Source organism: Mesorhizobium sp. M8A.F.Ca.ET.165.01.1.1, assembly GCF_004792065.1.
Classification (GTDB): Bacteria; Pseudomonadota; Alphaproteobacteria; order Rhizobiales; family Rhizobiaceae; genus Mesorhizobium.
Genome location: NZ_SRTH01000001.1, coordinates 819,445 through 845,230 on the forward strand (window position 1 = coordinate 819,445; position 25,786 = coordinate 845,230).

Sequence of the window (25,786 nt, forward strand, 5' to 3'; positions counted from 1 at the left end):
GCGCCGCGAGGTGCCCTTTTCTGCTTTTGGGGTGGATAGCTTAGGCCACGCCTCGGCGGTGTCACATGGCCGTCATCGCACATCGCGATCCTGCGGTGCTCTCATCAAAGGATCACGCCCATGAAAAGATACGCATCGCTTGCGGCAGGCCTGCTGCTGCTCGTCGTTGGTTCCGCGGCCCGCGCCGAAGACGCAAAACCCTTCATCACCAACAAGGATGTCGACCTGACGATGATCCTGCCGCCGCCCCCGGCCAATGATTCGGCCGAGACCAAGGCCGAGCTTGGCGAGGTGCTGACCATGCAAGTCACGCGCACACCCGAAATGGAAGCCCGCGCCATCGCCGATGCCGAGGAAAACGTCTGGCGTTTCGCCGATGTCATGGGGCCGAATTTCAACAAGGACAAGCTGCCGAAATTCAGCGCCTTCTTCGATCGTGTGGTGGAGACCGAAGGCGCCGTCGTCGACCCGGCCAAGGACGTCTGGAAGCGTCCGCGTCCGCACCAGCTCAGCGATCTCGTCAAGCCGGTGGTCAAGCTCTCGAGCTCCGGTTCCTGGCCGTCCGGCCATGCGACCGTCGGCACGATGATGGGCATCATCCTGTCCGACATGGTTCCGGAAAAGCGGGCCCAGATCATGGCGCGCTCGGCCGAGTTCGCCCACAACCGCATCGTCGGCGGCATCCATTATCCGTCCGACGTCGAGATGGGCAAGATTTCCGGCAGCGTCATTGCCGCGGTCCTGCTCAACCGCGAGGATTTCAAGGCCGAGTACGAAGTGGCCAGGGCGGAGCTTCGTTCCGACCTCGGCATGTAGGACTGGCCGGTAGCCATTTGTCCGAGCGGGGCGCCTTCGGGCGCCCCTTTTTCGTGTCACCACGGCAAAGAGATCGCCTGCGTTTGCTGCCACATCCTTTGCCGGATGTGCTTGTCTCGACCGTCACATCGCGCTAGCCGTTGTCGGTCGCGCCGGGTTACGATCGGCCCCGCGCCGTTTCGCTTCTGTCAGCTGGATCACCCGGAGCCGCTTCATGAAATCCTCTCTCGAAGACACGCTGCTGGCTTCGATCCGAACCATCCCGGACTATCCCAGGCCCGGCATCCTGTTTCGCGACATCACCACGCTGCTCGGCAACGCACGCGCCTTCCGCCGCGCCATCGACGAGCTGGTGCACCCCTATGCCGGGCAGAAGATCGACAAGATCGCCGGCATCGAGGCGCGGGGCTTCATCCTTGGCGGCGCCGTGGCCCACCAGCTCTCGGCCGGCTTCGTGCCGATCCGCAAGAAGGGCAAGCTGCCTTACGAGACCGTGCGCGTCGCCTACAGCCTGGAATATGGGCTGGATGAGATGGAGATGCACAAGGACGGCGTCGCGCCCGGCGAAAAGGTCATCCTGGTCGACGATCTGATCGCCACCGGCGGCACGGCGGAAGCGGCGGTCAAGCTGCTGCGCCAGATCGGCGCCGACATCCTCGCCGCCTGCTTCGTCATCGACCTGCCGGATCTGGGCGGACGCGCCAAGCTCGAAGCGCTCGGCGTGCCGGTGAGGACGCTGATCGGGTTCGAGGGGCATTGAGCATTTTTCCCTTCTCCCCTTGTGGGAGAAGGGAAAGACACCTCATTCCACCTTCACCAGCACGGCGCTCTCGAATTCCAGCACCTTGGCGCCGGTCGAATCGGAGGCCTCGCAGAGCAGCGCCAGCAACCGCCAGCCGGGACGGGACGCTATGGGGCGGTGGGAAAGCGCCGTGCGTGCGAAGGTGATGGTTTGCCCGGCATGGACGGGCTTTAGCCATTTCAGGTTCTTGAATCCGGGCGAGGGGCCGAATTCGGGCACCGGGCCGTCCCAGCCTTCGGCGTCCAGGCGGGTTTCCAGATTAAGCTTCATCCAGGTGGCCGCGGTGTGCCAGCCGGAGGCGCAGAGCCCGCCAAGCACGCTCTTCCTCGCCGCCTCCTCGTCGATATGGAAGATCTGAGGGTCGTATTTGCGGGCGAACGCCTTGATCGCCTCGGGCTCGAATGTGTGCGAGCCCAGCGTCACCGTGGTGCCGATGCGGAAGAATTCGTCCAATGTCATGACAGGCTCCCAGCGGCATCGCGCGTCAGGAACATGATGGAGTTCTCGAGCTCGAAGACACTTTCGCCGCGCTGGTTGACCAGTTCGCTGCGCATGGTCACGAAGCCGAGTTGCGGCTTCGATTTCGACAGGCGCCTGGCGAGAACCACCAGGTTGCCCCGCAGCGTATCGCCGGCGAGCACCGGCTTCTTCCATTTGACCTGATCGACGCCGGGCGCGCCCTGGCAGGTGGAATCCAGCAGGAAGGCATCGCACAGCATGCGCATGAACATGGCGCAGGTGTGCCAGCCCGAGGCCGAGAGGCCACCGAGGATGCTGGCCTTGCCGGCCTCCTCGTCGAGATGCATCGGCTGAGCGTCGAACTCGCTGGCGAACTCGATGATCTCGGCCGCGCTTACTTTTTTCGCGCCGAGGTCGAACGAGGCCCCCTCGACGAAGTCCTCATACGCCCATGTCTTTCCGGTCATGGTCAGCAAATCCGGTTGTAGAATGCGCGATCCCTTTGGATCGGAAAACCCGGATGCAGGCCGCGGGCGGTTTGGTCAAGCCCTTTCTGGTGAGCCAGGCCCAGGCAGCGGGTGTTCAGAGCCAGCCGCGGCGGCGGAAATACCAGAAAGGCAGGATCGCCGACAGCACCATCATGGCGATGGCGAAGGGATAGCCGAACTCCCACTTCAGCTCGGGGATGACATCGAAATTCATGCCGTAGATCGAGGCGACCAGTGTCGGCGGCAGGAAGATGACGGCGGCGACGGAGAAGATCTTGATGATGGCGTTCTGCTCGATCGAGATCATACCGAGCGTGGCGTCGAGCAGGAAGGAGATCTTCTGCGACAGGAAGGTGGCGTGGTCGGCAAGCGACAGCACGTCGCGCGACAGGGTCTTGATGCGGGCGCGGACGTCCTTGCTCATCTTGGTCAGAGTCGCGACATGGGCGAGGAAACCCGCCAGCCGCTGCAGCGAGATCAGGCTGTCGCGGATGGAGGAGGCGATGTCCTCCTTGCGGCCGATGGCCTTCAGCAGTTCCTGGAAGTCGCGGTTGCGCTTCGACACCTTGGTCGAGCGCGCCTCGAAGATGTCGCGCGAAATCACTTCGACATCGCGGCCGGCGCGCTCGAGGATGTCGGCGAGGCGGTCGACGATCGCCTCCAGCAGGCCGATCAGGATGGTGTCGCCGCTGCTGCAGCCGGTCGCCACCTTCTCGGCGCGCAGCGGGAAGGTCTTGAACGCCTTCGGTTCGTGATAGCGTACGGTGATCAGCCTGGCGCCGGCGAGCACGAAGGTGACCGGCGACATCAGGGGATCGTCGACCTCGGTCTGCGCGGGCAAGGTGGCGGTCATGAAGTAGGCGCCGTCCTCGATATAGAGGCGGCTTGAAATCTCGATCTCCTCCATCTCCTCGCGGGTCGGGATGGCGATGCCGAGCCAGCTTTCGATGGTGGCCTCTTCCTCCTTGGTCGGATTGACGAGATCGGCCCAGACGACCTTGTCGCCATTGACCAGCAGGTCGTCGGTGAGGCGCAGGCGATCATTGTCGACGACGAAGGCCTTGATCATCGCCGAATCTCCCTGCCAGAGCCGCGTTGAGGTTACGCATCGTGTCGGATTGCACGGTTTTTCGTCGCACGCCGACCGTGTGGCTGCCGCTTAGACCCGCGGCATGACAAAATCAAGACAAGCCGAGCAGGGCCGGCTGGCATCGGCCACTCAGAAAAATTCGTCGAGGAGCCGGTGGTACGAAAGCTTCGTCGGCTCTACTTCCGCCCAGACATTGTCGACTGGGCAGGAGGGTCACGTGTTGAACTTGAACAGCATGATGTCGCCGTCCTGGACGACATATTCCTTGCCTTCATCGCGCGCCTTGCCGGCTTCCTTGGCCGCCACTTCCCCGCCCAGCGTGACAAAGTCGTTGTAGGCGATGGTCTGGGCGCGGATGAAGCCGCGCTCGAAATCGGTGTGGATGACGCCGGCCGCCTGAGGTGCCTTGTCGCCCTTGTGCACGGTCCAGGCGCGCGTCTCCTTCGGCCCAACGGTAAAATAGGTGATGAGGTGCAACAGGTCGTAGCCGGCGCGGATCACCTTGTTCAGGCCGGGCTCGTCGAGGCCGAGCGAGGATAGGAATTCCATTTCCTCCTCGTCGGAAAGCTGGGCGACTTCCGCCTCGATCGCCGCCGAGATCACTACGGTGCCGGCGCCCTGCGCGGCGGCCATTTTCTCCACAGCCTTTGTGTGCTCGTTGCCGGTCGCGGCATCGGCCTCGGCGACGTTGCAGACATAGAGCACGGGATGCGAGGTGAGCAGGTTCAGCCCCTGCAGGATGCGCAAATCTTCGGCCGAAATACCCTTGAGCAGGATGCGGGTCGGCTTGCCGGCCTGCAGCAACTCGAGCGCTGCCTCCATCATCGGCAGCACGGCGGTGGCTTCCTTGTCCTTGCTGCCGGCGCGCTTGCGGAATTGCACGATGCGGCGCTCGAGGCTGTCGAGGTCGGCAAGCATCAGCTCGGTCTCGACCGTCTCGGCGTCGGCGACGGGGTCGATGCGGCCCTCGACATGGGTGATGTCGTCATCCTCGAAGCAGCGCAGCACGTGGACGATGGCGTCGACCTCGCGGATGTTGGCGAGGAACTGGTTCCCCAGCCCTTCGCCCTTAGAGGCGCCGCGCACCAGGCCGGCAATATCGACGAAGGAGATGCGAGTCGGGATGATCTCCTTCGACTTGCCGATCGCGGCGATCTTCTGCAGGCGCGGGTCCGGCACCGCCACCTCGCCGGTGTTCGGTTCGATGGTGCAGAACGGATAGTTGGCGGCCTGTGCGGCGGCCGTCCTCGTCAGCGCGTTGAAGAGCGTCGACTTGCCGACATTGGGCAAGCCAACGATGCCGCATTTGAAACCCATTTTGTCCGGTCCTATCGGGAAAAGCGAAATTTGATGAGGGCTATGGGCGATAGGGGTTGGGAACGTCAAGCCCTGTAACGCCGATGGTCCCGCGGCTCAGTCCTTGTTGCCGAACAGTTTCTTCAGCATCGCCGCCATCGGGCCGGTCTCGGGCAGCTTGGCGGGCGCCTGCTGGGGGCGGGCCTGGCGGACATGGCTTTGCTGTTTCGGAGCCTGTTTTTGCGCCGGCTTTTCCGGTTCGGCGCCCGCCTTGCCCTGTACGGCAAGGGCGGCCTTGTTCATGAAGCCGGATTCGTCGCCCTTGACGATCATGGCAGCGTTGTCGGCGATCGCGTCGAGCAACGGGTCGAGCCAGTCGCGGTCGGCCTTGGCGAAATCGCCGAGCACATGATGCTGGACCATTTCCTTGACGCCGGGATGGCCGACGCCGATGCGCACGCGGCGATAGGCGTTGCCGACATGGCCATCGATCGAGCGGATGCCGTTGTGGCCGCCGGCACCGCCGCCGGTCTTGATGCGCAGCTTGCCTTCGGCAAGATCGATCTCGTCATAGAAGACGGTGAGGGCGGAAAGGTCGAGCTTGTAGAAGCGCAGCGCTTCGCCGACCGACTGGCCGGACAGGTTCATGAAGGTCTGCGGCTTGATCAGGATGATCTTTTCACCGCCGAGCGTGCCCTCGGCGATCAGGCCCTGGAACTTCTTCGACCAGGGCGAAAAGGAATGGCGGCGGGCGATAGCGTCCGCCGCCATGAAGCCGACATTGTGCCGGTTTTCAGCATATTTCGCGCCCGGATTGCCGAGGCCTGCAAAGACAAGCGCCGTCTTCCCTGGCATCGTCTGCTCCGGGCGTGAAAGAGTTACTTCTCTTCGGCGGCAGGAGCCGCTTCGGGGGCCGCAACCTCAGCCGTCTCTTCAGTCTCCGGCTTCATCGCCGCCGAACCGGCAATGGTCGCGATGGTGAAGTCGCGATCGGAGATGACCGGCTTGACGCCAGCCGGCAGCTTGACCGCCGAGATATGGATCGAATCGCCGATGTCGGCGCCGGTGAGATCGACGGTGATGAATTCCGGGATCGCATTGGCCGGGCAGTGGAACTCGACCTCGTGACGCACGATGTTGAGCACGCCGCCGCGCTTGATGCCGGGCGACTTGTCTTCATTGATGAAGTGGACAGGCACGTCGACATTGACTTCCGTGTCCTTGCCGATGCGCAGGAAATCCACATGCATCGGGAAGTCCTTGACCGGGTCGAGCTGGAAGTCCTTCGGCAGGACCTGGATCTTCTTGCCGTCGACATCGATCGTGGCGACCGTGGTCAGGAACCCGCCGCCATGGATCTTGTAGAAGATGTCCTTGTAGGTGAGCGCGATCGCCAGGGGAGGCTGCTTGTCACCGTAAATTACTGCAGGCACTTTACCGTTGCGGCGAACTGCTCGGGCGGACCCCTTACCGACCTGTTCGCGCGCTTCGGCCTTGAGCTCGTAAGTATCGTGGCTCATGGCTTTTCCTTTCGCGTGTTATGGAGCGCCTACGGTTGGCGATGTGCCAGGCCGTAAACGTCGAAAGCCGCCGGACCTCGATGTCCGAATGCCGGAAACCGCAGCGAGCGGATCTTTGTTCGGGATCACAAGGGGAAGGCAGCCTTCCGCCGCGTTGCCTCCAAGGGTGTCTACGCGGGTGGCGGCTCTATAGCGGAAGGTGGTCCCAGGTGCAAGCGGCGGCCGAAGAGCCGTCGCTACCGGTCGCCGCTCAACGCATCGCGCAGTGCCTGGACCTGCCGGTTCAGGGCGTCGAGTTCGGCCAGCGTCATGCCCGAGCGCTCGATCAGGGTCTCGTTCAGGCAGTTGCACTGGACGAGCAGCTTGCGGCCGGCGGATGTCAGGTCGACCTGTACCTGGCGCTCGTCGGCCTGATTGCGCTGGCGGGTCACCAGGCCAGCCTGTTCCATACGCTTGACCAGCGGCGTGACAGTGCTCGATTCCAGAGCGAGCCTGTGCGCGATCGCGCCGACCGACATGCCGTCGGCTTCGCCCAACGCGTTGAGCACGAGATATTGCGGATAGGTGATGCCCATCTCGTCCAGCATCGGCTTGTAGGTGCGGTTGATCGCCATGCTGGTGGCGTAGAGCGTGAAACAGAGCTGATTGTCCAACGGGAGAGGCACGACGCAGTCCTTTGCCGATTAAGCGCCTCAAGTATGTACCACGAGAAATGATATCGCGATATATATTTTTTGTGGACACGGGGATCAAGCTGCGTTAGCGATACCGGTATCGCGATATTGTTTATCGCGACACTAAATTCAACGGAGATTGAGATGACCTCGCAGACCAAATCAGGCTCAGGCAGCGGTACGATCACCACCAAGGACGGCACGCAGATCTACTACAAGGACTGGGGAACCGGTCAGCCTATCGTCTTCCATCACGGCTGGCCGTTGAGCAGTGACGACTGGGACGCCCAGATGCTGTTCTTCCTGGCACAGGGCTACCGCGTCATCGCCCATGACCGCCGCGGCCACGGCCGCTCGACCCAGACAGATGTCGGCAACGAGATGGACACCTACGCCGCCGACGTGGCTGAACTTGCCGCGCATCTCGACCTCAAGGATGCCATCCATGTCGGCCATTCGACCGGCGGCGGCGAGGTGGCGCGCTATGTCGCCCAGTACGGAGCGGGCGGACGCGTCGCCAAGGCAGCGTTGCTCGGCGCGGTGCCGCCGATCATGCTCAAGACGCCGGCCAATCCCGGCGGCCTTCCCATCGAGGTGTTCGACGGCTTCCGCTCCGGCGTCGCCGCCAACCGCGCCCAGCTTTACGTGGACGTTCCCACTGGGCCGTTCTACGGTTTCAACCGTCCAGGCGCCGAGGTTTCGCAAGGTGTCATCGACAACTGGTACCGCCAGGGCATGATGGGCGGCACCAAGGCGCACTATGATTGCATCAAGGCCTTCTCGGAGACCGACTTCACCGAGGACCTCAAGAAGATCGACGTGCCGGTGTTGGTCATGCATGGCGATGACGACCAGATCGTTCCGATCGCCGACTCGGCGCTGTTGACCATCAAGCTGCTCAAGAAGGGCGAGCTCAAAGTCTACAAGGGTTTCCCGCACGGCATGGCCACGACCCACGCCGCAGTCATCAACGCCGACCTGCTGGCCTTCTTCAAGGCCTGAAACCTTCCCGCCTGAACGAAAAAGGCACCCGCGATATGGCGGGTGCCTTTGCCTGGACACAGCCCGGATGATTTAAGCGGCCGCTTGCGCCTTGCGAGCTTGCTTCATGTTGGGCAGGAACACCGTCAGCAGCCCCAGGAACGGCAGGTAGGAGCAGATCTGGAAGACGAAATCGATGCCCTTCATGTCGGCGACGACGCCAAGCACCGCGGCCGCGATGCCGCCGACGCCGAAGGCGAAGCCGAAGAAGATGCCGGCGATCGTGCCGACGCGGCCCGGCACCAGTTCCTGTGCGAAGACGACGATGTTGGAGAAGGCCGACGACAGGATGAGGCCGATCAGCACGGTCAGCACCATCGTCCATTCCATGTTGGCGTAGGGGAGCGCCAGCGTGAAGGGCAGCACGCCGACGATCGAGAACCAGATCATCGCCTTTTGTCCATAGCGGTCGCCGAACGGACCGCCGAGCAGGATGCCCAGCGCCGAGGAGCCGAGGAAGAGGAACAGCATGACCTGCGACATCTGCACCGAAACGCCGAACTTATGGATGGAGTAGAAGGTGTAGTAGCTGGCGAGGCTGGCGATGTAGGCGTTCTTGGTCAGCACCAGCAAGGTCAGTACCCCCAAGGCCCACATCACCTTGCGGCGCGGGAAGGGCGAGACGAAGCTTGCCGTCCTGCGATTGCCTTGCGCGGCGCGCAGGCGGCTGTACCAGCCGCCGACCTGCCACAGGATGACGATGCCGATCAGCGAGCCGACGGCGAACCAGGCAATGCTGGTCTGGCCGAAGGGCACGACGATGAAGGCGGCGAGCAACGGGCCCATGGATTGGCCGAAATTGCCGCCGACCTGGAACAGCGACTGCGCCAGGCCGAACCGGCCGCCGGAAGCGAAGCGGGCGATGCGCGAGGATTCGGGATGGAAGATCGCCGAACCGATGCCGATCAGCGAGGCGCCGATCAGCAGCAGGTAGTAGTGCCCGGCATAGGCCAGCACGACCAGGCCGATCAGCGAGGACGCCATGCCCCAGGGCAGCGAATAAGGCATCGGCCGCTTGTCGGTGACCGCGCCGATGATCGGCTGCAGTAGCGATGCCGTCACCTGGAAGGTGAAGGTCAACAGGCCGATCTGCCAGAAGTCGAGGCCGTAATTGTCTTTCAGAAGCGGATAAATGGCCGATAGCAGCGACTGCATGATGTCGTTGATGCAGTGGCACAGGCTCACCGCCAGGATGACGGTGAAGGCCGTCGCCTGGGCTGAAGCGTGACTGGCGGTCGCAGGCGGCGCGACGCTGGTGGCTGTCGTATCGGTCAAGATAGGCTCCGTAGTCTTTTTGGCGGGTTGTTCCCGCAGGCGACGTGGCGGGCGCTTCCCGCAGGCAGCCTTATAGTCCGGTTGCCAAGCGACTTCTTTCGTGGTTTGGTCCAATAGTTTCGCAAGTGGGCCATACCGAATGCCAAAAGCCAGGGAGATTTTCGGCGCCGGCCACACCGATCTCGGGCAATTGCACGGGCTGCGTTGGCAGTGGCTCGAGCAGGCGGTCGGGCCGGCGGTGGTGTTGCCGACGGAATATCCGGACGGCTACCACGTGCCGCACCACCACCACAGCCGCAGCCAGTTGCTGCATGCGCTGGTCGGCGTCGTGCTGGTAACGACGCGGCATGGGCGCTGGATGGTGCCGCCCGACCATGCGATGTGGATTCCGGCCGGTATCGAACATTCCGTCGAGATGCTGGGCGATGTGTCGATGCGCTCGGTCTATGTCATGCCGCAGGCGATCCCGGGCCTGCCGGAGGGCATGCGCGTCGTCGGCATCACCGACCTGATGCACAGCCTGATCGTGGAATCCGAGAAGCTGCCGCAAGGCGGCGAACTGGAGGGACGCGGCGGCCTGATCATGAACCTGCTCCTGCACGAGATCCCGCAATTGCCGGAGCGGCCGCTCGGCCTGCCGTTCCCGTCCGATCCCAAGCTGGCGGCGCTCTGCAGGCGTTTCGTCGCCGCACCCTCGCCGCACGCGACGATCGACGAATGGGCCGATACTGTCGGCATGAGCCGGCGCTCCTTCACGCGCGCCTTCCAGCGCCAGACCGGCCTGTCGCTGTCGACGTGGCGCCAGCAGGCCTGCCTGTTCGCGGCCTTGCCGAGGCTCGCCGATGGCGAGCTGATCACCAGGGTGGCGCTCGATCTCGGCTATGACAGCGTGCCGGCCTTCATCACTATGTTCAAGCGCATGCTCGGCTCCTCGCCGCGCGGCTATATGCGCGGCGCGCGCGACAATGGCGAAGCCATGCGGCGAGCCCCGGCCCGGCTAGAAGCGCCGACGCCATCGGCCTTGCCTCAGGGGTAACTGGCCGCAGGGGTAACTGGCTTTCAGTCGAACAGGCTCGACACCGATTCCTCGGTCGCCGTGCGCGAGATGGCTTCGCCCATCAGGTCGGCGATCGAGATGACGCGGATGTTGGGCGCGTCGAGCACGCCTTGCGTCGGCTGGATGGAATCGGTGATCACCAGTTCCTGCAGCTTCGAGCCGCTGATGCGGGCAACCGCGCCGCCCGACAGCACGCCGTGGGTGATGTAGGCGGTGACGCTGGTGGCGCCGTTGGCGAGCAGCGCATCGGCGGCATTGCACAGCGTGCCGCCGGAATCGACGATATCGTCGATCAAAAGGCAATCCTTGCCGGCGACCGCGCCGATGATGTTCATGACTTCCGATTCGCCCGGACGCTCGCGGCGCTTGTCGACGATGGCGAGCTGGGCGTCGAAGCGCTTGGCCAGCGCGCGGGCGCGCACCACGCCGCCAATATCGGGCGACACCACCACGACATTGCCGAGCTGCTTGTATTTCGCCTTCACGTCGCGGGCCATCACCGGCACCGAGAACAGATTGTCGGTCGGGATGTCGAAGAAACCCTGGATCTGGCCGGCATGGAGATCCAGCGTCAGAACCCGGTCGACGCCGGCGCGTGTGATCATGTTGGCGACCAGCTTGGCCGAGATCGGCGTGCGGCCCGATGCCCGGCGATCCTGCCTGGCATAGCCGAAATAGGGGATAACCGCCGTGATGCGCTTGGCCGAGGAGCGCATGAAGGCGTCGATCATGATGAGCAGTTCCATCAGGTGATCGTTGGTCGGGAACGAGGTCGACTGCAGGATGAAGACATCCTCGCCGCGCACATTCTCCTGGATTTCGACGAAGATTTCCTGGTCGGCGAAGCGCCTGACACTGGCCTTGCCCAGCGGGATGTTGAGATAGCGAGCGACCGCTTCGGCCAGCACCCTGTTGGAATTGCCTGCGAAGAGTTTCATGCACCGTTCCTGGTGGAGGAGGGAGAGCCCCAACAGACTCTCCTGCGCCTTTTAACCGGGCTTTTAGCGGCCCGCGCGGCTATTGCAAGCGCCGTGATCGCGAATCCGCCGGCTAAGCCTAAGAAAGCTGTTCGGCATCACCGGCTGGCAACACCTCAACTCGCCTTGCCGCTGAGAAAGGCCGCAAACTGATCGATGGTCTGGTCGGCGATCGCCTGCATGGTGGCTGGCGAGACCGACTTCCAGCTGTCGGCCGCACTGCCGCCGGAACCGGTCGAAGGCGCCTTCATCTGGCCGTTGATGCGGTGCAGCCGGTTGCCGGAGGGGTCGTAGACGTCCCAGACATAGATGACGGTGGTGTCCTTGCCCTCCGTCATCGTCGAGAAGTAACCCTTGAGCACATGGGTCGCGGTCTGGTCCTGGCTGCCGGCCAGAGTGATGCCGCGCTGCTTGGCGCGTGTCTGCAGTTCCGCCGTCAGCGGCGTGGCGGCGTCCACCGAAGCGCCGACGATCGGCGCGATCTGCAGCCGGGTCTTCGACAGGGTCGCGGCGGCCTGGGCGGAGGTGACGGGCGAGGCGGCGGGTGCGCCTGCGGTCGTGGAGGCCGGCGCGGCCGTCGATGGCGGGGGGGCGGGAACGGTCGCGGCGGCGCTGCCCTGCGTGGCGGGTGCTGGCTGTGCCGAGGCTGCCGGCGGGGTGATGGCGGAGGGTTCGAGAACGTCCTTTGCGTTGGTGCAGGCAGTCAAAGCCAATGCCACAAGCAATGACACGGTCGTCAGGTGCGATCGTCTCATTTGCCTTCTAACTCCTTGGCGAAGAACGCCTCCCATTATGGATTCACTGCACGATCAAGTCGAGATCATGGCGGGACAGCGGCTTCGGCTGGGATTCGGTGGTCAGGTAGGTGCGGCCAAGCGTCATCGCCGTCTCGGTCTCGGAATCCATGATGATCATGTGGGCAAACAGCGTCATGTTCGGCGCGATCGGCTCGGGATTGCCCTGGTAGAACATCGGCATGTCCATCCAGGACGGCGTGAAGCGGGCGCCGACCGAATAGCCGCAGGCGTTCAGCCGATGCTTGGTCAGGCCGTGCGATTCCATGGTGCGGGCGTGGGCGTCGAACACGTCGCCGAAGGTGTTTGCGGGCGTCATCGCCTTTTCGACGGCCAGAAGCGCGGCGCGTGCGGCGTCGAACAGCTCCTGATGGCGCTTGGACACCTTGCCGGTCAGCACGGTACGCATCATCGGCGCATGGTAGTGATGGAAGACGCCGGCCCATTCGAGCGTCAGCTGGTCGTTCTTGGTGAGCTTGCGGCGGCCGGCCTTGTAACGGCACAGCAGCGCATCGACGCCGGAGCCGATGATGAACTCGTTGGCCGGGTAGTCGCCGCCGCCGGCGAAGACCGCGCCCTGCATGGCGGCCAGGATCAGGGCCTCGTCGCCGCCCTGCTTGATCAGCGGCAGGGCCGCGTCCAGCGCGTCGTCGGAGAGATTGGCGGCCTTTTCCGCCTTGGCGACCTCGGCCGGGCTCTTGAACAAGCGCAGCCGGCCGACGATGCCCGAGGCATCGGCGATCTGGCCGAAGGTCTGCAACTGCTCGTCCAGGCGGCGGCCATTATAGGCGGTCAGGCCGTGGGTGTCGTATTCGACGCCGATGCGGGCGCCGAGCAGGTCGAGTTCGTTGAGCAGGTTGCGCAGGTCGACCGCCGGATTGGCGCCGTCGCGGTCGGTCCACAGCACGATGTTGTCGATGATCGAGGTGTTGCGCGCCTGGCGAAGGTCCGCCGAGCGGGTCAGAAGCACCATGGAGCCGTCGGCCTTCACCACCAGGCACTGGAAGAAGCAGAAGCCGAACGTGTCGTAACCCGTCAGCCAGTACATGCTTTCCTGCGCGAACAGCAGCATGGCGTCGAGCTTCTTCTCGGCCATCTCGATCATCAGCCGGTCGCGCCGCGCGTCGAATTCCGATCGTTCAAAATGCAGCGCCATTATATCTTCTCCAAAACGATTGCCGAAACCTGCCGGCCATAATCGGGCTCCTTGCGGTGCGTGGTGCGCCGGTAGGAGTAAAACAGATCTTCCTCGGCATAGGTGCAGCGGCCGAGACCCTCGGCCGTCACGCCGGCCCTGGCCAGCCGGTCGACCGTGTAACTGGCGAGGTCGAACATCGAATGGCCGGCATGTGCCGAAGGCACGAAATACCGGGCATTTTCGCTGTCGGCCTCGACGAAGCGGGCGACGAATTCCGGCCCCACTTCGTAATTGTCGGGGCCGATCGAAGGGCCGAGCACGGCGATGATGTTTTCGCGACGGGCGCCGAGGCTCTCCATGGCGGCAATGGTGTTTTCGAGCACGCCGGTGAAAGCGCCTTTCCAGCCGGCATGCGCCGCGCCGATGATGCGCGCGCCGGCATCCGCGAACAGAACCGGGCCGCAATCGGCGGTCGAGGCGCCGATGGCGATGCCGGGCCGGTCGGTGACGATGGCATCGGCCTTGGGCCGCTCGCCCGCGAATGGTTCCCGGGCGATGACGACGTCGGGCGAATGGATCTGCCAGGCGGTCAGGAGATGGCTTGCGGGCACGCCCATCCAGGCGGCGACACGGGCCCGGTTCTCGGCCACCAGCGCCTGGTCGTCATCCGACCCGGTGCCGATGTTGAGGCCCTGGTAGATGCCGGTGGAGACGCCGCCATTGCGGGTGAAATAGCCGTGGCGGATGCCTTGTGCCTGCGCCTTGTCCAGCAGCGGCGACCGAACGGGATCCGGTTTGGTCTGATTGAGCATGTGGGCGTTGTTGTCCGTGTGGGCGGTTTCGTCAAGGAAAAGCAGCCGGCGGTCCGGCCGCTCTCTTACCGGACGGGAGATTGGGAGGGGCAGCGGCAAAAAGTCAATCCGCCGTGGCGAAGGGCCTGACGGAGATACCACGCGGCATGACGGCAAGCACCTTGAACAACTCGCCCATCGCTTGCGGGCCGGCGAGGCGCTCGACGGCATTGGATATCCTGTCGCGTGCCGCCTGGCCGGCATCGGCGCCCAGCTGGCCGGCGCGCTCCAGAATGCCCATCCCGAGCAGGAAATCGCCCTGCGTCGACAGATGGGCGTCGAGACCATGCGCGCGCACGACTGCCGCAAGAGCGGCGAAATCGACATGCGAGGTGAGGTCGGCCTCGCCGGGATTGGCCAGCACATCTTCATGATTGTGCCGGCGCAAGGCCTGCAGCGTGTCGCCGATACCAGGCCGCAGATGGCCGTAGTCGGGGAATAGTCCGGCGCCGCCGTCGCTGGCCATGCGCTCGGCGATGGCCGCCATCAGTGCGGTGCGGGCGGGCGCGACTTCGACGATCGCGCCTTGCGGCGCGTCGCCCGCATCCCTGGGCAGCAGCGTCGGGTCGACCGAGCCGGCGCCGGCGAAGAAGCAGAGATTGCCGGCCTCGTCCAGGCCGACCATGCGCTCGCGCCATTCGGCGCCGGCGCGGAGGAACTGGCGGATGGGCACGGCATCGAACAATTCGTTGCCGACGATCAGCAGCGGCTGCCGCGGCAGCGTGTCGATGATCTCGTGCCAGGAAACATCGAATGGTGTCTCGCCGAGCGTCTGTTTCTGGACTTCCGTCAGGCGCGGGCTGGTCTCGACCATGGCGAAGGCGGCGCCATCGGCCAAGGCCGGATCGAGCCGCGACAAGGTGCGCAGCATGTCCTTCATCAGCGTGCCGCGGCCGGGGCCGATCTCGGCGATGGTGACCGGCATCGGCCGGCCGATTGCTGTCCAGGCCTGGTAAAGCCAGACGGCGACGAGCTCGCCGAACATCTGGCTGATCTCCGGCGCGGTGATGAAGTCGCCGGCCGCGCCGAACGGTTCGCGGGTCGTGTAGTAACCGTCGCGCGGATCGAACAGGCACAGCGCCATGTATTCGTTGACGGGCATCGGGCCCACCGCCTCGATCAGGTCGACGATGCGGGATTTCAGTCGCGTCATGTCACCTGCGGCTGAGCTTGGGTCACCGGCTTGGCTGTCGCCATCGCCCAGATGCCGGCCAGCACCATCGGCGTCGACAGGATCATGCCCATGGTCAGCCAGTTGGTGGCGAGGAGATAGCCGAGCTGCTGGTCGGGTTCGCGGAAGAACTCGACAAAGATGCGCGACAGGCCGTAGCCGCAGATGAAGGCGCCGCCGACAAAGCGCGGCGTCTTCAGCTTGAGGCGCGAATGGGTGAGGATGCGCAGCACGACAAACAGCACCAGGCCTTCGAGCAGGGCCTCGTAGAGCTGGCTCGGATGGCGGGTGAACGGACCGCCATTGGGGAATTCGATCGCCCAGGGCACATCGGTCGGCCGCCCCCAGAGTTCGGAGTTGATGAAGTTGGCGACACGCACGAGGCCGAGGCCGGCCGGCACGCCGGCTGCCACGACATCGAACAGCGACCATGTGCGGATGCCGCGCTTCATGGAAAACAGCGTCATGGCGAGGATGACGCCGAGCAGGCCGCCATGGAAGGACATGCCGCCTTGCCAGACGGCGAAGATATCGAGCGGATGGGCGATATAGCGCGCCAGGTCATAGAACAGGACATAGCCGGTGCGGCCGCCCAGAACCACGCCGATGGCCGCCCAGACGATGAAATCGTCAAGATCCTCCGGCTTCATCGGCAGGACGCCGTCGGGCCAGAGTTTCGGATTTGCCGCGAGCCGCTTGGCATACCACCAGGCAAACAGGATGCCGACGATGTAACCGATGCCGTACCAGTGCACCGCCAGCGGCCCGATCTGGACGAGGATCGGGTTGATGTTCGGGAAAGGCAGCGACGCCAGCGGCAGCAGGAAATATTCGTTCAACGGGGAGCTCTCGGTTGCGATCGGCGCGGACCATGCGGCAGGGTTTTGGCAGGGTCAAGGCAAGGTCACGGCCGTCCATGGTCCGTGAACAGGATCGCTCCCAGCTCCGTCGCCGGGTGGGCGTGCTCAACCCCTGGGCTTGGCGGACACCAGTTCACGCAAGGCGTCGTTGATCCTATCCTGCCAGCCGGGACCATCTTCCTGGAAATGATCGAGCACGGCCCGGTCGATCCTGATCGAGACAAGCTCGCGGACATTGGGAGCGGTGGAGGGTTCGCGAGGCGGGGCCGCGGCCGGCTTCTTGACCGGCTTGAAGACAGCTTCGGCGGCTTCCATCGCATTTGTCGGTCGGCGCGGGGGCGTTGCCATTGGGTGACCCTGATTGGAAGCGACTCATGCTCGATGCAGGTCGTGAGAAAAACAGCACACTACGCGAATTGACGCCATGCCGTACAGAAGGAGCCGTTCGAAAGCCGGTCCATGCTCGGGTATCGATCCGTCAGTTATCCGGGAACGGAATTGCTCTAAGGTCCATTGAGCCGTGCAGGATGTGCAATATCTCAACGGTTTCTACGCCAACGCGATAGAAAATCAGATAGTTGCCGTGAGGACGCCGCCGAATGCCGGAAGATCGATGGTGTTCAAAGAGTGGATATCGCTCCGGCATGGTGCGCAATTCCATACAATCGTGGCGCAATTCCTGCACGAATGTCACGGCATGAAATGGGTTGTCCATCGCGATATAATCGCCAATGGCTTCAAGGTCCGCCTCCGCCTGATCGGTTAAGACCAGCCGCTTCACTTTTTGGCTGCCATTGCCTTGTACTTGGCCTCCAAGCGGTCAAACACTTCGTCAACCGCCTTTACGCGCCCAGCATCAGCGTCTGAAAGGCCTTTGGCGAGAGCCGCATCGAGAGCCGCAAGGCGTTTCTCGCGCTCTTCGACGAGGCGAACACCTTCGCGCAGCACTTCGCTCTTCGAGTTGTAGCGCCCTGTGTTGACAAGCTGGTTGACGATGTCTTCGAGCCGGGTGCCCAAATCCGCGCTAATGGCCATGGTGGTGCTCCTGCATATTCCCTCCAAAACAATAATAGTTATTGGCGCGACTTACCAGTCGTTTGGGAGGTTGGCGCCGACGTGATGCCGCACCGGCCTCAACGTTCTTGCATTCGGCGCGCAGCACCACTAACTCAAATCAAGCAAGCGAGGATTTGCCATGTCGACCGGACCGAACCGCATTCTCGATGAATTCGCCAAGCTGATGACCGATGCCGCCGGTGCCGCTCAAGGTGTGCGGCGCGAGGTGGAAACGGCCTTCAAGGGCCAGGCGGAGCGCATCCTCAACTCCATGGATGTCGTGCAGCGCGAGGAGTTCGAGGCCGCGCGCGAGATGGCCGCCAAGGCGAGAGAAGAGAACGGCAGGCTTGCCGAGCGCATCGAGGCGCTCGAGGCCAGGATCGCCGAACTGACCGGTCAGGCCACACCTGCGGCTCCGGCGAAGCCCAAGCCGAAAAAATAATTCGTTAAACTTTTCCACAAAGCACCAGCCTGAAAATCGCTTTGCCGTGAATCGCTTACCGGCATTGCGTGACTCTTTGTGACAGGCACCTTTCCACATGCGAATGACGCAGTGCGAAAAATTGGGCTGTTCACGCGACTCCCGATCAATAGACTGAATTTGTTGCATGATTCGGAGCAGGGTCATGCCGCCGGGCGGTGGGGTCCGGTCTGGGGTCTTTGCGTTGAGAAGTCCCGGCCGTCCGAGTTCTAGACAAGATTGTTCGTCGTGTGTGCCCCGCGGAGCGTGTGGCGCTCCCCTGAACACAGGAAGCATTCCATGGAACTTCTCGAACTCGAATTTTCCCGCGAAATCCATCCCGTGGATGTGATCGAGCAGGTGGCCCACAACAATGACTGGTCCTTCGAACGGGCCGGCGACGACGAAATCTCGATCTCGGTTGCCGGCAGCTGGACCGACTATCACGTCTCCTTCTCGTGGATGGAAGATTTCGAGGCGCTGCATCTGGCCTGCGCCTTCGACATCAAGGTGCCGGAAACCCGCACGCTGGAAGTGATGCGTTTGTTGTCGCTGATCAACGAACAGATGCTGTTCGGCCATTTCGACCTCTGGGAGCAGGAAGGCGCCATCATGTTCCGCCAGTCGCTGCTGCTTGCCGGCGGGGTCGAACCCTCGAGCCAGCAGGTCGAGGTGCTTTTGTCCTCGGCACTGGAAGCCTGCGAGTGCTACTTCCAGGCTTTCCAGTTCGTCGTCTGGTCGGGAACCTCGGCCAAGGACGCGCTCGCCGGCGTGCTGTTCGAGACCTTCGGCAACGCCTGAGCAAGACGCGTTCGAGATGAGTTCAAGCAACGAGCGCAAGCCCGAAATCAGCTTCGCCGATTTCGATCGTGTCGACATCCGTGCCGGCACGATCATCGAGGCCGTACCGTTTCCGGAGGCGCGCAAGCCTGCCTTCAAGCTGAAGATCGATTTCGGCGCCGCCATCGGCGTCAAGAAGTCGTCGGCGCAGATCACCAAATACTATACGCCGGAAACGTTGATCGGCCGCCAGGTGTTCGCGGTGGTCAATTTCCCGCCGCGCCAGATCGGCCCGTTCATGTCGGAAGTGCTGACGCTCGGTTTTCCCGATGAAGAGGGCGCCGTGGTGTTGGGCGCCATCGAACGCAAGGTGCCGGACGGCGGGCGGCTATTCTAGATCAGGAAGCCCCGGCAAGCGTCATCATGGTGGTGCTGCAGCCGGCTGGATTGAAGCGACAGCTCGGGGCCGGAACGCGCCGAGAATGGTTCCGACCGTTGCGGCTGAGAGCACGAGATGCAGGACGTCGAACGGCCAGGCCAGTCCGAAATGGATCATAATAAGGGTCAAGAAGGAAGGCGACGCGCCATCCGCGGGAATCAGGACCAAAGCTCCGGCCAGGGCCAGTCCATATTTGAGTATGGCAACTATTGCCAGAACGATGAACATTATGGCGGTGAAACGCAGAAGATTGCCGTCCAGCGCACGCCAGCAGCCGATTGGATCAAACGATCCCGTCCACAGAAAATCGCCGACAAACAGATATGTCCAGCCAAGGACGAAACCACCCGCGAGGAGGTTGAAGGCGCCCATCGCCGACACCCAAGGCGCGACGTCCTCGGGGCGGAGCGGCAGGTCATGTGTGGCCATCAGGCCGGCAAAAAGCAGTCTGTGCTCGCCGGCGACCGCAAAGCCGCAAAACAGCTGGATGACTGCGAGAAGCAGGGCGGCCAAAAGAATCCGCCGGTCGAGCTCAAAGCGCACGCCCGAGATAGCGAAGCGCTTGACACTCTCAATGCCGCGCCGAACGACGACCCGGCCATCCTCGGGCGCATTTCCCATACGGTCCAGAACGAACGCAAGGACCATCGCCGAGAACGGCGCGGCGACAATCGCGGAAAGCCAAGTCCTGGGGTCAAAGCCCCGCGATAGAAGCCAGGTTGGCGCCTTCCCCGGATCGGCAAAAAGAACAAGAGCAAGCACCGCCAGACAAAGCGTTGTCAGAAAGCAGGGAAACCAGGCGGCCACGAAGAGCGGCCAGGCATTCGCGCGGCAATAGCCGAACACCCTCGCAACGGTCTTGCCGACGCGCAAGACGCGACGCTTCGATGATACTGCAGGCACGTCGTCCAGCGTAGAAATCGGCGTCAATCCCGCAACGAACTACACACACCGAATAATGCACCGCAAGCAACTGTCGCACAGCTCTCGCAAGGAGCGTGTTTGACCTGACCTGAACTTCACCGCATCCTATGCGCCGGCTCTATCAGGCCGCCAGCTTGCGTGTCGTTCCCAATGCTTCCTCAACCGCGTCGAGGAACATTTCCGCGCAGGCCTTCCAGCTGTAGCGCATGGCGCGCTCGCGGGCCTGGTCGCGGCTGACGTTGAGTGCGGTAAGCGCCGCCTCGCGCAAATCGTTCGACACCGCGCCACCAAAACCGTCGCCGACGATGTCGATCGGCCCGGTCACCGGATAGGCGGCGACCGGCGTGCCGCTGGCCAGCGCCTCGATGATGACGTTGCCGAAGGTGTCGGTGCGGCTGGGGAAGACGAAGACGTCGGCCGAGGCATAGATTTCGGCCAGTTCGTCATTGGGACGATGGCCGAGGAAATGCGCCTTCGGATATTTCGCCTTGAGCTTGGCAAGCTCGGGACCTTCGCCGACGATCACCTTGCTGCCGGGCAGGTCGAGATCGAGGAAGGCGGAGAGGTTCTTTTCGATGGCGACTCGGCCGACGCACAGGAAAACCGGTCCGGGGAAACCGAGGTCCTTCCTTTTGTCTGGCCGGAAATGATCGGTGTCGACGCCGCGCGTCCACGGCCTCAACCTGTTGAAGCCACGCGCGGCAAGATCGTCGGCGAGCGACTGGGTGGCGACCAGCGTGCCCTGGCCTGAATTGTGGAAATCGCGCAGCCAGCGATAGGCCCAGCTCTCCGGCACCGGCAGGCGGGCACTGAGATATTCGGGGAAGCGGGTGTGATAGCTGGTGGTGAACGGCCGGCCGGCATTGCGGCAATAGCGCCGCGCCATGATGCCCAGCGGCCCTTCGGTGACGATGTGGATATGGTCGGCCTTGTAGCCGTCGATCAGGCGCGCGACATGGCCGGGCGTGGTCAGCGCCAGGCGGATGTCGGGGTAGGTCGGCAAGGGCAGGGTGCGGAAGATGTTCGGGGTCAGGAACTCGACCGCGACGTCGAAGGACTTCAGAGTCTCGGTGAGCCGCTCCAGCGTGTGGACGACGCCGTTGACTTGCGGGCGCCAGGCGTCGGTGACCATCAATATGCGCATGGCGGCCCTTTGCTTCGGAGGTCTGCGGTTGCCTTGAAACGATACCGGAACGGCGACCATGCGGCCGCCCTCGCTTCGCTCCAGCGCACCCTGGCGGGCACGGGGTCGAAGTGAGGCGGCAAGGACGAATCAAGTGCGGTCGCGCGCTTCATGCGCGCTCTTGACCATGGTTTCATGACGGGCGGATGAAGCAGACCGCGCCCCCGGAAAGTCGAAACCGTTTTTCAGGCAAGATCATACTCAGTTAGTCAAATAGAAATCAGGCCGGAACCTTGATCACGGCGCGCAGGCCGCCCATCGGACTGTCGTCGAGCGTGATGTCGCCGCCATGGCTGCGGGCGATGTCGCGGGCGATCGACAGGCCGAGCCCGGTGCCGCTGGCATCGAGGTTGCGGGCCTCGTCGAGCCGCACGAAGGGCTTGAAGACGTCTTCCCGCCTGTCAGGAGGAATGCCCGGGCCGTCGTCGTCGATGGTGACCAGAAGCGAGCCGCGGCCATGATTGGCGGTGACCTCCACCGTCTTGGCATAGCGGAAGGCATTGCCGATGACGTTGGACAAGAGCCGCGCGAAGGCGTTCGGCCGCACATGCACGGTCGGATCGCCGGAAAGCGTCGTCGACAGCTTGCATTTGCGCAAACCCGCTTCCTCGCCGAGCTTCTGGAAATAGGCTTCGAGATCGAACCGTCCCGGATCCTCCGAGGCCTCGCCGCGGGCAAAGGCGAGATAGCCTTCCAGCATCGACTGCATGTCCTCGATATCCTGGTCCAGCGCCGCCTTGGTCTCGGCCTTGCCGCCGGCCAGCGCCAGCTGCAGCTTGAAGCGGGTGAGGATGGTTCTGAGATCATGGCTCACACCGGTCAGCATGGCCGTGCGCTGCTCGATCTGGCGCTCGATGCGCTCGCGCATCTGGATGAAGGCAAAGCCGGCGCGGCGCACCTCCTCGGCCCCGCGCGGGCGGAAATCGCGCGGCATCGGCCGGCCCTTGCCGAAGCTCTCGGCGGCCTCGGCAAGCGCCAAGATCGGCCGGATCTGGTTGCGCAGGAAGGGGATGGCGATCATCAGAAGCACCAGCGAGGTACCGACCATCCAGATCAGGAAGATATGGGTGTTGGAGGCATAGGCCTGGCTGCGCCGCACGAAGACGCGCAGCACCTTGTTTTCGAGCTGGACGCGGACCTCGACGATGTTGGAATTGCCGACCGTGTCGATCCAGAATGGGCGGTTGATCTGGCGGGTAATTTCGGCGGAGAGAACATCGTCGAGGATCGAGAAGAACGGTTTTGGACCGGGCGGCGGCAACGGATCGGGCGGCAGGAGGTCGACCTTGAGCTGCATGCGGTCCTGCGCGATGCGGATGATGTTGGCGTAGTCGGCGTCGTGCGGATAGGTCTCGATCAGGTCGATGATGGCGGCGATGTCGCGCACGGTGGCCTGCGACAGGCGTTGCGTCACGGTTGCCCAGTGACGTTCCATGAAATCGAAGGCGACGACCGATTGCAAAAGGATCATCGGCGCGATGACGATGATCAACGACCGCGCATAGAGGCGCTTGGGCATGTAAAGCGAAACGAGACGCCAGAACCGGTTCCAGATGCGCGGCACCGCCTTGAACGTCCGCGTGGCGCGTGCGCTCAGGCCGTCATTGTCCGGCTGTTCCAGTTCCGTGGTCGCCATTGGCTCTTTTCATCCGCGGCTAACTCTTTGTTGGAGCATAATCTTTCCGAAAACCGGTTCCCAGTTTTCGGGATCATGCACTTGAGCCGCCGCCGGCATTCTATTCCACGCTGAGCCGATACCCAATACCGCGCACGGTCTGCAGCCAGACCGGGTTGGACGGATCGCGCTCGATCTTGCGGCGCAGCCGGTTGATCTGGACGTCGATGGTGCGCTCGCCGACTTCCGAATCGTCACCGACCAGCTCGTGGCGGGGGATGGTTTCGCCGGCGCGCGCGGCGAAGATCGCCAGGATCTCCTGTTCGCGGTCGGTCAGCTTAAGCGCTTCGCCGCCGCGCTTCAGTTCGCGCCTGGCGATCTGGAATGTGTAGGGACCGAACACCAACTGTTCGACCTTGGGCGTCGCCGCCGGGCCGCCCCGGCGCAAGATGTTGTTAATGCGCAGGATCAACTCGCGCGGGTCGAAGGGCTTTGGCAAATAGTCGTCGGCGCCGGCCTCGAGCCCGGAAATGCGGCTGTCGGTCTCCGACAGGGCCGTCAGCATCAGGATCGGCACATTCTTTTCGGCGCGCAACGACTTTGTCAGGTCGACGCCGGTTTCACCCGGCATCATGACATCGAGCACAAGCAGGTCGAAGTCGAGACCGGCGAGCTTGCGGCGGGCCTCGCCGGCATTGCCGGCGACGGTGACGCGAAAGCCGTTTTCGGTCAGATACTGCTTGAGAAGATTGCGGATACGGGTGTCGTCGTCGACCACGAGCAGATGCGGTGCGTCGTCGTCCGGTGCGGCCGCCTGGTCGATCCTCTCAGTGCTCTCCATGGCTTTTTCCTGACATTTTTGCGGACCCAACGTCGATCTGAGCTCTCAGTTCCGGATTGACCATCGCTTCGAGGAAGCGTTCCACCAAGGTCCGTTCGGCGGCGCCGGAATCTTCCAATGCAGCATGGATGCGGCGCGACTGTGGCCGCGCCAGCGCCAGCGCCAGCGCGCGGCCCTTGGCCGTTGGATAAAGTTCGCGCTGGCGGCGGTCGCGCGGGCCTTGCAACTGCACGACGTGATCGGTGTCGATCAATTGCTTGAGCACACGCGCCAGGCTCTGCTTGGTTATCTTCAGCACGTCGAGCAGTTCGGCGACGGTCAGGCCCGGCCGGCGGTTGACGAAATGCAGCACGCGGTGGTGGGCGCGGCCGAAGCCGTAATCGGCCAGGATCTGATCGGGATCGGAGGTGAAGTCGCGATAGGCGAAGAAGAAGAGTTCGATGATGGCGAAGTCGATGCCGTCCTCGCTGGTGATCGCGGTCCTGATCGGTTTTCCGGCAGCTGGGCTTTTATCCGTCATCATTTCTCCATGGGAACGGGAGATTATGTCAGTACTATTGACGTAATTTCCCTGCAATGGTAATTTTTGACAAGCTTTTGGGCGGATTGCGAACGAAAAGGCAAGGCAGGCCGGTTTTTCCGGAACTTCCTGAGTTTGCCAGGGCGCGATTATCCGCTTACGCTTCGAGACACCGGCCGGCGTCTCCAATCACCTGGCGCGGCCAAAAAAGAACACGCAACGACACTGAGATATGCGGGCCGTTGTCCGCGGGAGGTTACCATGGCATCCGTTCCTTTCGATCAACTGGACGGCTTCATCTGGATGAATGGCGAGTTCGTCCCGTGGGGAGACGCCAAGATCCACGTGCTGACCCATGGCCTGCACTACGCCAGCGCGGTCTTCGAGGGCGAGCGCGCCTATGGCGGCGAGATCTTCAAGCTCAACGAACATACCGAGCGGCTGCATGAATCAGCGCGCCTGCTCGGCTTCAAGATTCCCTATTCGGTGGCCGAGCTCAACGACGCCTCGACCACGCTCCTGAAGAAGCAGGGCTTCCAGGACGCCTATGTCAGGCCGATCGCCTGGCGCGGCAGCGAGCAGATGGGCGTTTCGGCGCAAAACAACCGCATCAACGTCGCCATCGCCATCTGGCAGTGGCCGAGCTATTTCGATCCGGCGCAGAAGCTGAAGGGCATCCGTCTCGATGTGGCGGAATGGCGCCGGCCCGACCCGCGCACGGCGCCGTCGCGGTCGAAGGCCGCCGGCCTCTACATGATCTGCACCATGTCCAAGCATGCCGCCGAGGCCAAGGGCTACGCCGACGCCATGATGCTCGACTGGCGGGGCCAGGTCGCGGAAGCGACCGGCGCCAACATCTTCTTCGTCAAGGACGGCAAGATCCACACGCCCAAGCCCGACTGCTTCCTCGACGGCATCACCCGCCGCACGGTCATTGGCCTGGCCAGGGATCGCGGCCTGGAGGTCATCGAGCGCGCCATCCTGCCGGAAGAACTGGAAGGCTTCGAGCAATGCTTCCTGACCGGAACGGCAGCGGAAGTAACCCCGGTTTCGGAGATCGGCCCTTACCGATTCGAGGTCGGCGAGATCGCCAAGAATCTCATGAACGACTATTCTATGGCCGTTCAACCCAAGCATGCGATTGCCGCAGAATAACGATAGTCACAGCTTTTCTCGCAAGCAGGGGCGGTTTTCAGGCCGCCCCTTTTATTTAAGCGTTTGTGCATTTGACTTTCGTCCAATTCGGCGTCTCATGATGGTGTCGGCCCGGGAGGCTGGCAGCTATGGAGGGACTAATCATATGGACATGAACACGCTTCTTCCGATCATCATTCAGATCATTACAGGCATTATCGGTGGTCAGGCGGTCGGCGCGGCGATCAAGACGGCGGCGATGGGTCAGCTTCCCAAAATCCTGGGCGGAGCCATCGGCGGCGTCGGCGGCGCGGCGATCCTCGGCAGCCTGCTCGGCGGTGGCGCGATCACTCCTGACGCAGCCGCGGCGGCCACCAGCGGCCTGGGCAGCGCGCTCAACCTGCAGAACATCGTCGGTGGCGCAGGCGGCGGCGCGATCCTGACCGGCATTCTCGGCGCGGTCATGGGCGCCATGAAAAAGTAAGCCTGCCAATCTCGGGCTGGCAGAATGGGCGGCTTCGGCCG

31 protein-coding genes are annotated in these 25,786 nt (G+C 63.2%); 9 read left to right on the plus strand and 22 right to left on the minus strand.

Going from position 1 to position 25,786, the window contains the following annotated elements; genetic code table 11:
- Positions 1 to 120: 120 nt before the first annotated feature.
- A complete protein-coding gene (locus EN808_RS03885; RefSeq protein WP_135915193.1) occupies positions 121 to 816 on the plus strand; it encodes a phosphatase PAP2 family protein in 696 nt (231 codons plus the stop codon).
- Between the two features lie 214 nt (positions 817 to 1,030).
- On the plus strand, positions 1,031 to 1,576 hold the full coding sequence (locus EN808_RS03890; RefSeq protein WP_027143364.1) for an adenine phosphoribosyltransferase: 546 nt from the start codon (positions 1,031 to 1,033) through the stop codon (positions 1,574 to 1,576).
- 42 nt (positions 1,577 to 1,618) lie between these two features.
- Here the strand turns inward: EN808_RS03890 and EN808_RS03895 are convergent, their stop codons facing one another.
- From EN808_RS03895 to EN808_RS03925, 7 genes are all read right to left on the minus strand, one after another.
- Positions 1,619 to 2,077 (minus strand): MaoC family dehydratase, encoded by a 459-nt coding sequence (locus EN808_RS03895; RefSeq protein ID WP_127276057.1) that lies wholly within the window; start codon positions 2,075 to 2,077, stop codon positions 1,619 to 1,621.
- Positions 2,074 to 2,544: a MaoC family dehydratase gene (locus EN808_RS03900; protein WP_167531307.1), complete on the minus strand. Its 471-nt coding sequence runs from the start codon at positions 2,542 to 2,544 to the stop codon at positions 2,074 to 2,076. The genes EN808_RS03895 and EN808_RS03900 overlap by 4 nt, the downstream gene beginning before the upstream one ends.
- Before the next feature lie 115 nt (positions 2,545 to 2,659).
- A complete protein-coding gene (gene corA / locus EN808_RS03905; RefSeq protein WP_127276056.1) occupies positions 2,660 to 3,634 on the minus strand; it encodes a magnesium/cobalt transporter CorA in 975 nt (324 codons plus the stop codon).
- A gap of 234 nt (positions 3,635 to 3,868) precedes the next feature.
- Positions 3,869 to 4,972 (minus strand): redox-regulated ATPase YchF, encoded by a 1,104-nt coding sequence (ychF, locus tag EN808_RS03910; RefSeq protein ID WP_127276055.1) that lies wholly within the window; start codon positions 4,970 to 4,972, stop codon positions 3,869 to 3,871.
- A gap of 96 nt (positions 4,973 to 5,068) precedes the next feature.
- Positions 5,069 to 5,806, minus strand: a complete 738-nt coding sequence (pth, locus tag EN808_RS03915; protein WP_127869760.1) for an aminoacyl-tRNA hydrolase — start codon at positions 5,804 to 5,806, stop codon at positions 5,069 to 5,071.
- A gap of 23 nt (positions 5,807 to 5,829) precedes the next feature.
- Complete coding sequence (locus EN808_RS03920) at positions 5,830 to 6,471, minus strand: 50S ribosomal protein L25/general stress protein Ctc (RefSeq protein ID WP_135867490.1); 642 nt, start codon at positions 6,469 to 6,471, stop codon at positions 5,830 to 5,832.
- 236 nt (positions 6,472 to 6,707) lie between these two features.
- The gene (locus tag EN808_RS03925) at positions 6,708 to 7,136 is read right to left on the minus strand and encodes a MarR family transcriptional regulator (protein ID WP_135881205.1); all 429 of its coding nucleotides are present in this window, start codon (positions 7,134 to 7,136) and stop codon (positions 6,708 to 6,710) included.
- Positions 7,137 to 7,289: 153 nt separating this feature from the next.
- Between EN808_RS03925 and EN808_RS03930 the strand changes: the two genes are divergently transcribed.
- The gene (locus EN808_RS03930) at positions 7,290 to 8,147 is read left to right on the plus strand and encodes an alpha/beta hydrolase (RefSeq protein WP_127278809.1); all 858 of its coding nucleotides are present in this window, start codon (positions 7,290 to 7,292) and stop codon (positions 8,145 to 8,147) included.
- Between the two features lie 72 nt (positions 8,148 to 8,219).
- Here EN808_RS03930 and EN808_RS03935 read toward each other — a convergent pair whose 3' ends face one another.
- Positions 8,220 to 9,461, minus strand: a complete 1,242-nt coding sequence (locus EN808_RS03935) for an MFS transporter (protein WP_167531308.1) — start codon at positions 9,459 to 9,461, stop codon at positions 8,220 to 8,222.
- A 139-nt stretch (positions 9,462 to 9,600) separates the two neighbouring features.
- Between EN808_RS03935 and EN808_RS03940 the strand changes: the two genes are divergently transcribed.
- On the plus strand, positions 9,601 to 10,497 hold the full coding sequence (locus tag EN808_RS03940; protein ID WP_135915194.1) for a helix-turn-helix transcriptional regulator: 897 nt from the start codon (positions 9,601 to 9,603) through the stop codon (positions 10,495 to 10,497).
- Positions 10,498 to 10,520: 23 nt separating this feature from the next.
- On the opposite strand, the gene EN808_RS03945 is transcribed toward EN808_RS03940, so the two are convergent.
- The 9 genes from EN808_RS03945 to EN808_RS03985 all read right to left on the minus strand — a co-directional run bounded on the left by EN808_RS03945 (position 10,521) and on the right by EN808_RS03985 (position 17,344).
- Positions 10,521 to 11,456: a ribose-phosphate pyrophosphokinase gene (locus tag EN808_RS03945; protein WP_019860650.1), complete on the minus strand. Its 936-nt coding sequence runs from the start codon at positions 11,454 to 11,456 to the stop codon at positions 10,521 to 10,523.
- Between the two features lie 155 nt (positions 11,457 to 11,611).
- Entirely contained in the window at positions 11,612 to 12,250 is a 639-nt protein-coding gene (locus EN808_RS03950; protein ID WP_135915195.1) for a hypothetical protein, read from the minus strand.
- A 43-nt stretch (positions 12,251 to 12,293) separates the two neighbouring features.
- Positions 12,294 to 13,445, minus strand: coding sequence for a Xaa-Pro peptidase family protein (locus tag EN808_RS03955; protein ID WP_127278812.1), 1,152 nt, complete (start codon positions 13,443 to 13,445; stop codon positions 12,294 to 12,296).
- Positions 13,445 to 14,239 carry a peptidoglycan editing factor PgeF gene (gene pgeF / locus EN808_RS03960; RefSeq protein WP_127869759.1) on the minus strand — a complete coding sequence of 265 codons (795 nt, stop codon included), beginning with the start codon at positions 14,237 to 14,239 and terminating at the stop codon, positions 13,445 to 13,447. Before pgeF ends, EN808_RS03955 begins: the two co-directional genes overlap by 1 nt.
- A gap of 103 nt (positions 14,240 to 14,342) precedes the next feature.
- Positions 14,343 to 15,431, minus strand: a complete 1,089-nt coding sequence (locus EN808_RS03965) for a class I SAM-dependent methyltransferase (protein ID WP_135915196.1) — start codon at positions 15,429 to 15,431, stop codon at positions 14,343 to 14,345.
- Positions 15,428 to 16,288, minus strand: coding sequence for a prolipoprotein diacylglyceryl transferase (gene lgt / locus EN808_RS03970; RefSeq protein WP_135915197.1), 861 nt, complete (start codon positions 16,286 to 16,288; stop codon positions 15,428 to 15,430). Before lgt ends, EN808_RS03965 begins: the two co-directional genes overlap by 4 nt.
- Before the next feature lie 126 nt (positions 16,289 to 16,414).
- Positions 16,415 to 16,657, minus strand: coding sequence for a BrnA antitoxin family protein (locus tag EN808_RS03975; RefSeq protein WP_127280608.1), 243 nt, complete (start codon positions 16,655 to 16,657; stop codon positions 16,415 to 16,417).
- Positions 16,658 to 16,787: 130 nt separating this feature from the next.
- Positions 16,788 to 17,090, minus strand: a complete 303-nt coding sequence (locus tag EN808_RS03980; protein WP_210212434.1) for a type II toxin-antitoxin system RelE/ParE family toxin — start codon at positions 17,088 to 17,090, stop codon at positions 16,788 to 16,790.
- Positions 17,087 to 17,344, minus strand: coding sequence for a type II toxin-antitoxin system ParD family antitoxin (locus EN808_RS03985; protein WP_127869755.1), 258 nt, complete (start codon positions 17,342 to 17,344; stop codon positions 17,087 to 17,089). Before EN808_RS03985 ends, EN808_RS03980 begins: the two co-directional genes overlap by 4 nt.
- A gap of 160 nt (positions 17,345 to 17,504) precedes the next feature.
- On the opposite strand from EN808_RS03985, the gene EN808_RS03990 reads away from it, so the two are divergent.
- The 3 genes from EN808_RS03990 to EN808_RS04000 all read left to right on the plus strand — a co-directional run bounded on the left by EN808_RS03990 (position 17,505) and on the right by EN808_RS04000 (position 19,002).
- Entirely contained in the window at positions 17,505 to 17,807 is a 303-nt protein-coding gene (locus tag EN808_RS03990; protein ID WP_127280606.1) for an accessory factor UbiK family protein, read from the plus strand.
- A gap of 318 nt (positions 17,808 to 18,125) precedes the next feature.
- On the plus strand, positions 18,126 to 18,626 hold the full coding sequence (locus EN808_RS03995) for a YbjN domain-containing protein (protein WP_027143347.1): 501 nt from the start codon (positions 18,126 to 18,128) through the stop codon (positions 18,624 to 18,626).
- Between the two features lie 16 nt (positions 18,627 to 18,642).
- Positions 18,643 to 19,002, plus strand: a complete 360-nt coding sequence (locus tag EN808_RS04000) for a tRNA-binding protein (RefSeq protein WP_127869754.1) — start codon at positions 18,643 to 18,645, stop codon at positions 19,000 to 19,002.
- Between the two features lie 24 nt (positions 19,003 to 19,026).
- Here the strand turns inward: EN808_RS04000 and EN808_RS04005 are convergent, their stop codons facing one another.
- From EN808_RS04005 to EN808_RS04025, 5 genes are all read right to left on the minus strand, one after another.
- Positions 19,027 to 19,917 carry a hypothetical protein gene (locus tag EN808_RS04005; RefSeq protein WP_245525029.1) on the minus strand — a complete coding sequence of 297 codons (891 nt, stop codon included), beginning with the start codon at positions 19,915 to 19,917 and terminating at the stop codon, positions 19,027 to 19,029.
- 172 nt (positions 19,918 to 20,089) lie between these two features.
- Complete coding sequence (locus tag EN808_RS04010; protein WP_135867475.1) at positions 20,090 to 21,112, minus strand: glycosyltransferase family 1 protein; 1,023 nt, start codon at positions 21,110 to 21,112, stop codon at positions 20,090 to 20,092.
- 259 nt (positions 21,113 to 21,371) lie between these two features.
- Complete coding sequence (locus EN808_RS04015) at positions 21,372 to 22,787, minus strand: ATP-binding protein (RefSeq protein WP_127279699.1); 1,416 nt, start codon at positions 22,785 to 22,787, stop codon at positions 21,372 to 21,374.
- A gap of 100 nt (positions 22,788 to 22,887) precedes the next feature.
- Positions 22,888 to 23,607: a response regulator transcription factor gene (locus tag EN808_RS04020; RefSeq protein ID WP_127869752.1), complete on the minus strand. Its 720-nt coding sequence runs from the start codon at positions 23,605 to 23,607 to the stop codon at positions 22,888 to 22,890.
- A complete protein-coding gene (locus EN808_RS04025) occupies positions 23,594 to 24,127 on the minus strand; it encodes a MarR family transcriptional regulator (protein WP_167531318.1) in 534 nt (177 codons plus the stop codon). The genes EN808_RS04020 and EN808_RS04025 overlap by 14 nt, the downstream gene beginning before the upstream one ends.
- Positions 24,128 to 24,388: 261 nt before the next feature.
- On the opposite strand from EN808_RS04025, the gene EN808_RS04030 reads away from it, so the two are divergent.
- Both EN808_RS04030 and EN808_RS04035 read left to right on the plus strand, forming a co-directional pair.
- On the plus strand, positions 24,389 to 25,282 hold the full coding sequence (locus EN808_RS04030) for a branched-chain amino acid aminotransferase (protein ID WP_127869751.1): 894 nt from the start codon (positions 24,389 to 24,391) through the stop codon (positions 25,280 to 25,282).
- A 145-nt stretch (positions 25,283 to 25,427) separates the two neighbouring features.
- Complete coding sequence (locus tag EN808_RS04035; RefSeq protein ID WP_127278400.1) at positions 25,428 to 25,745, plus strand: hypothetical protein; 318 nt, start codon at positions 25,428 to 25,430, stop codon at positions 25,743 to 25,745.
- Positions 25,746 to 25,786: the final 41 nt, after the last annotated feature.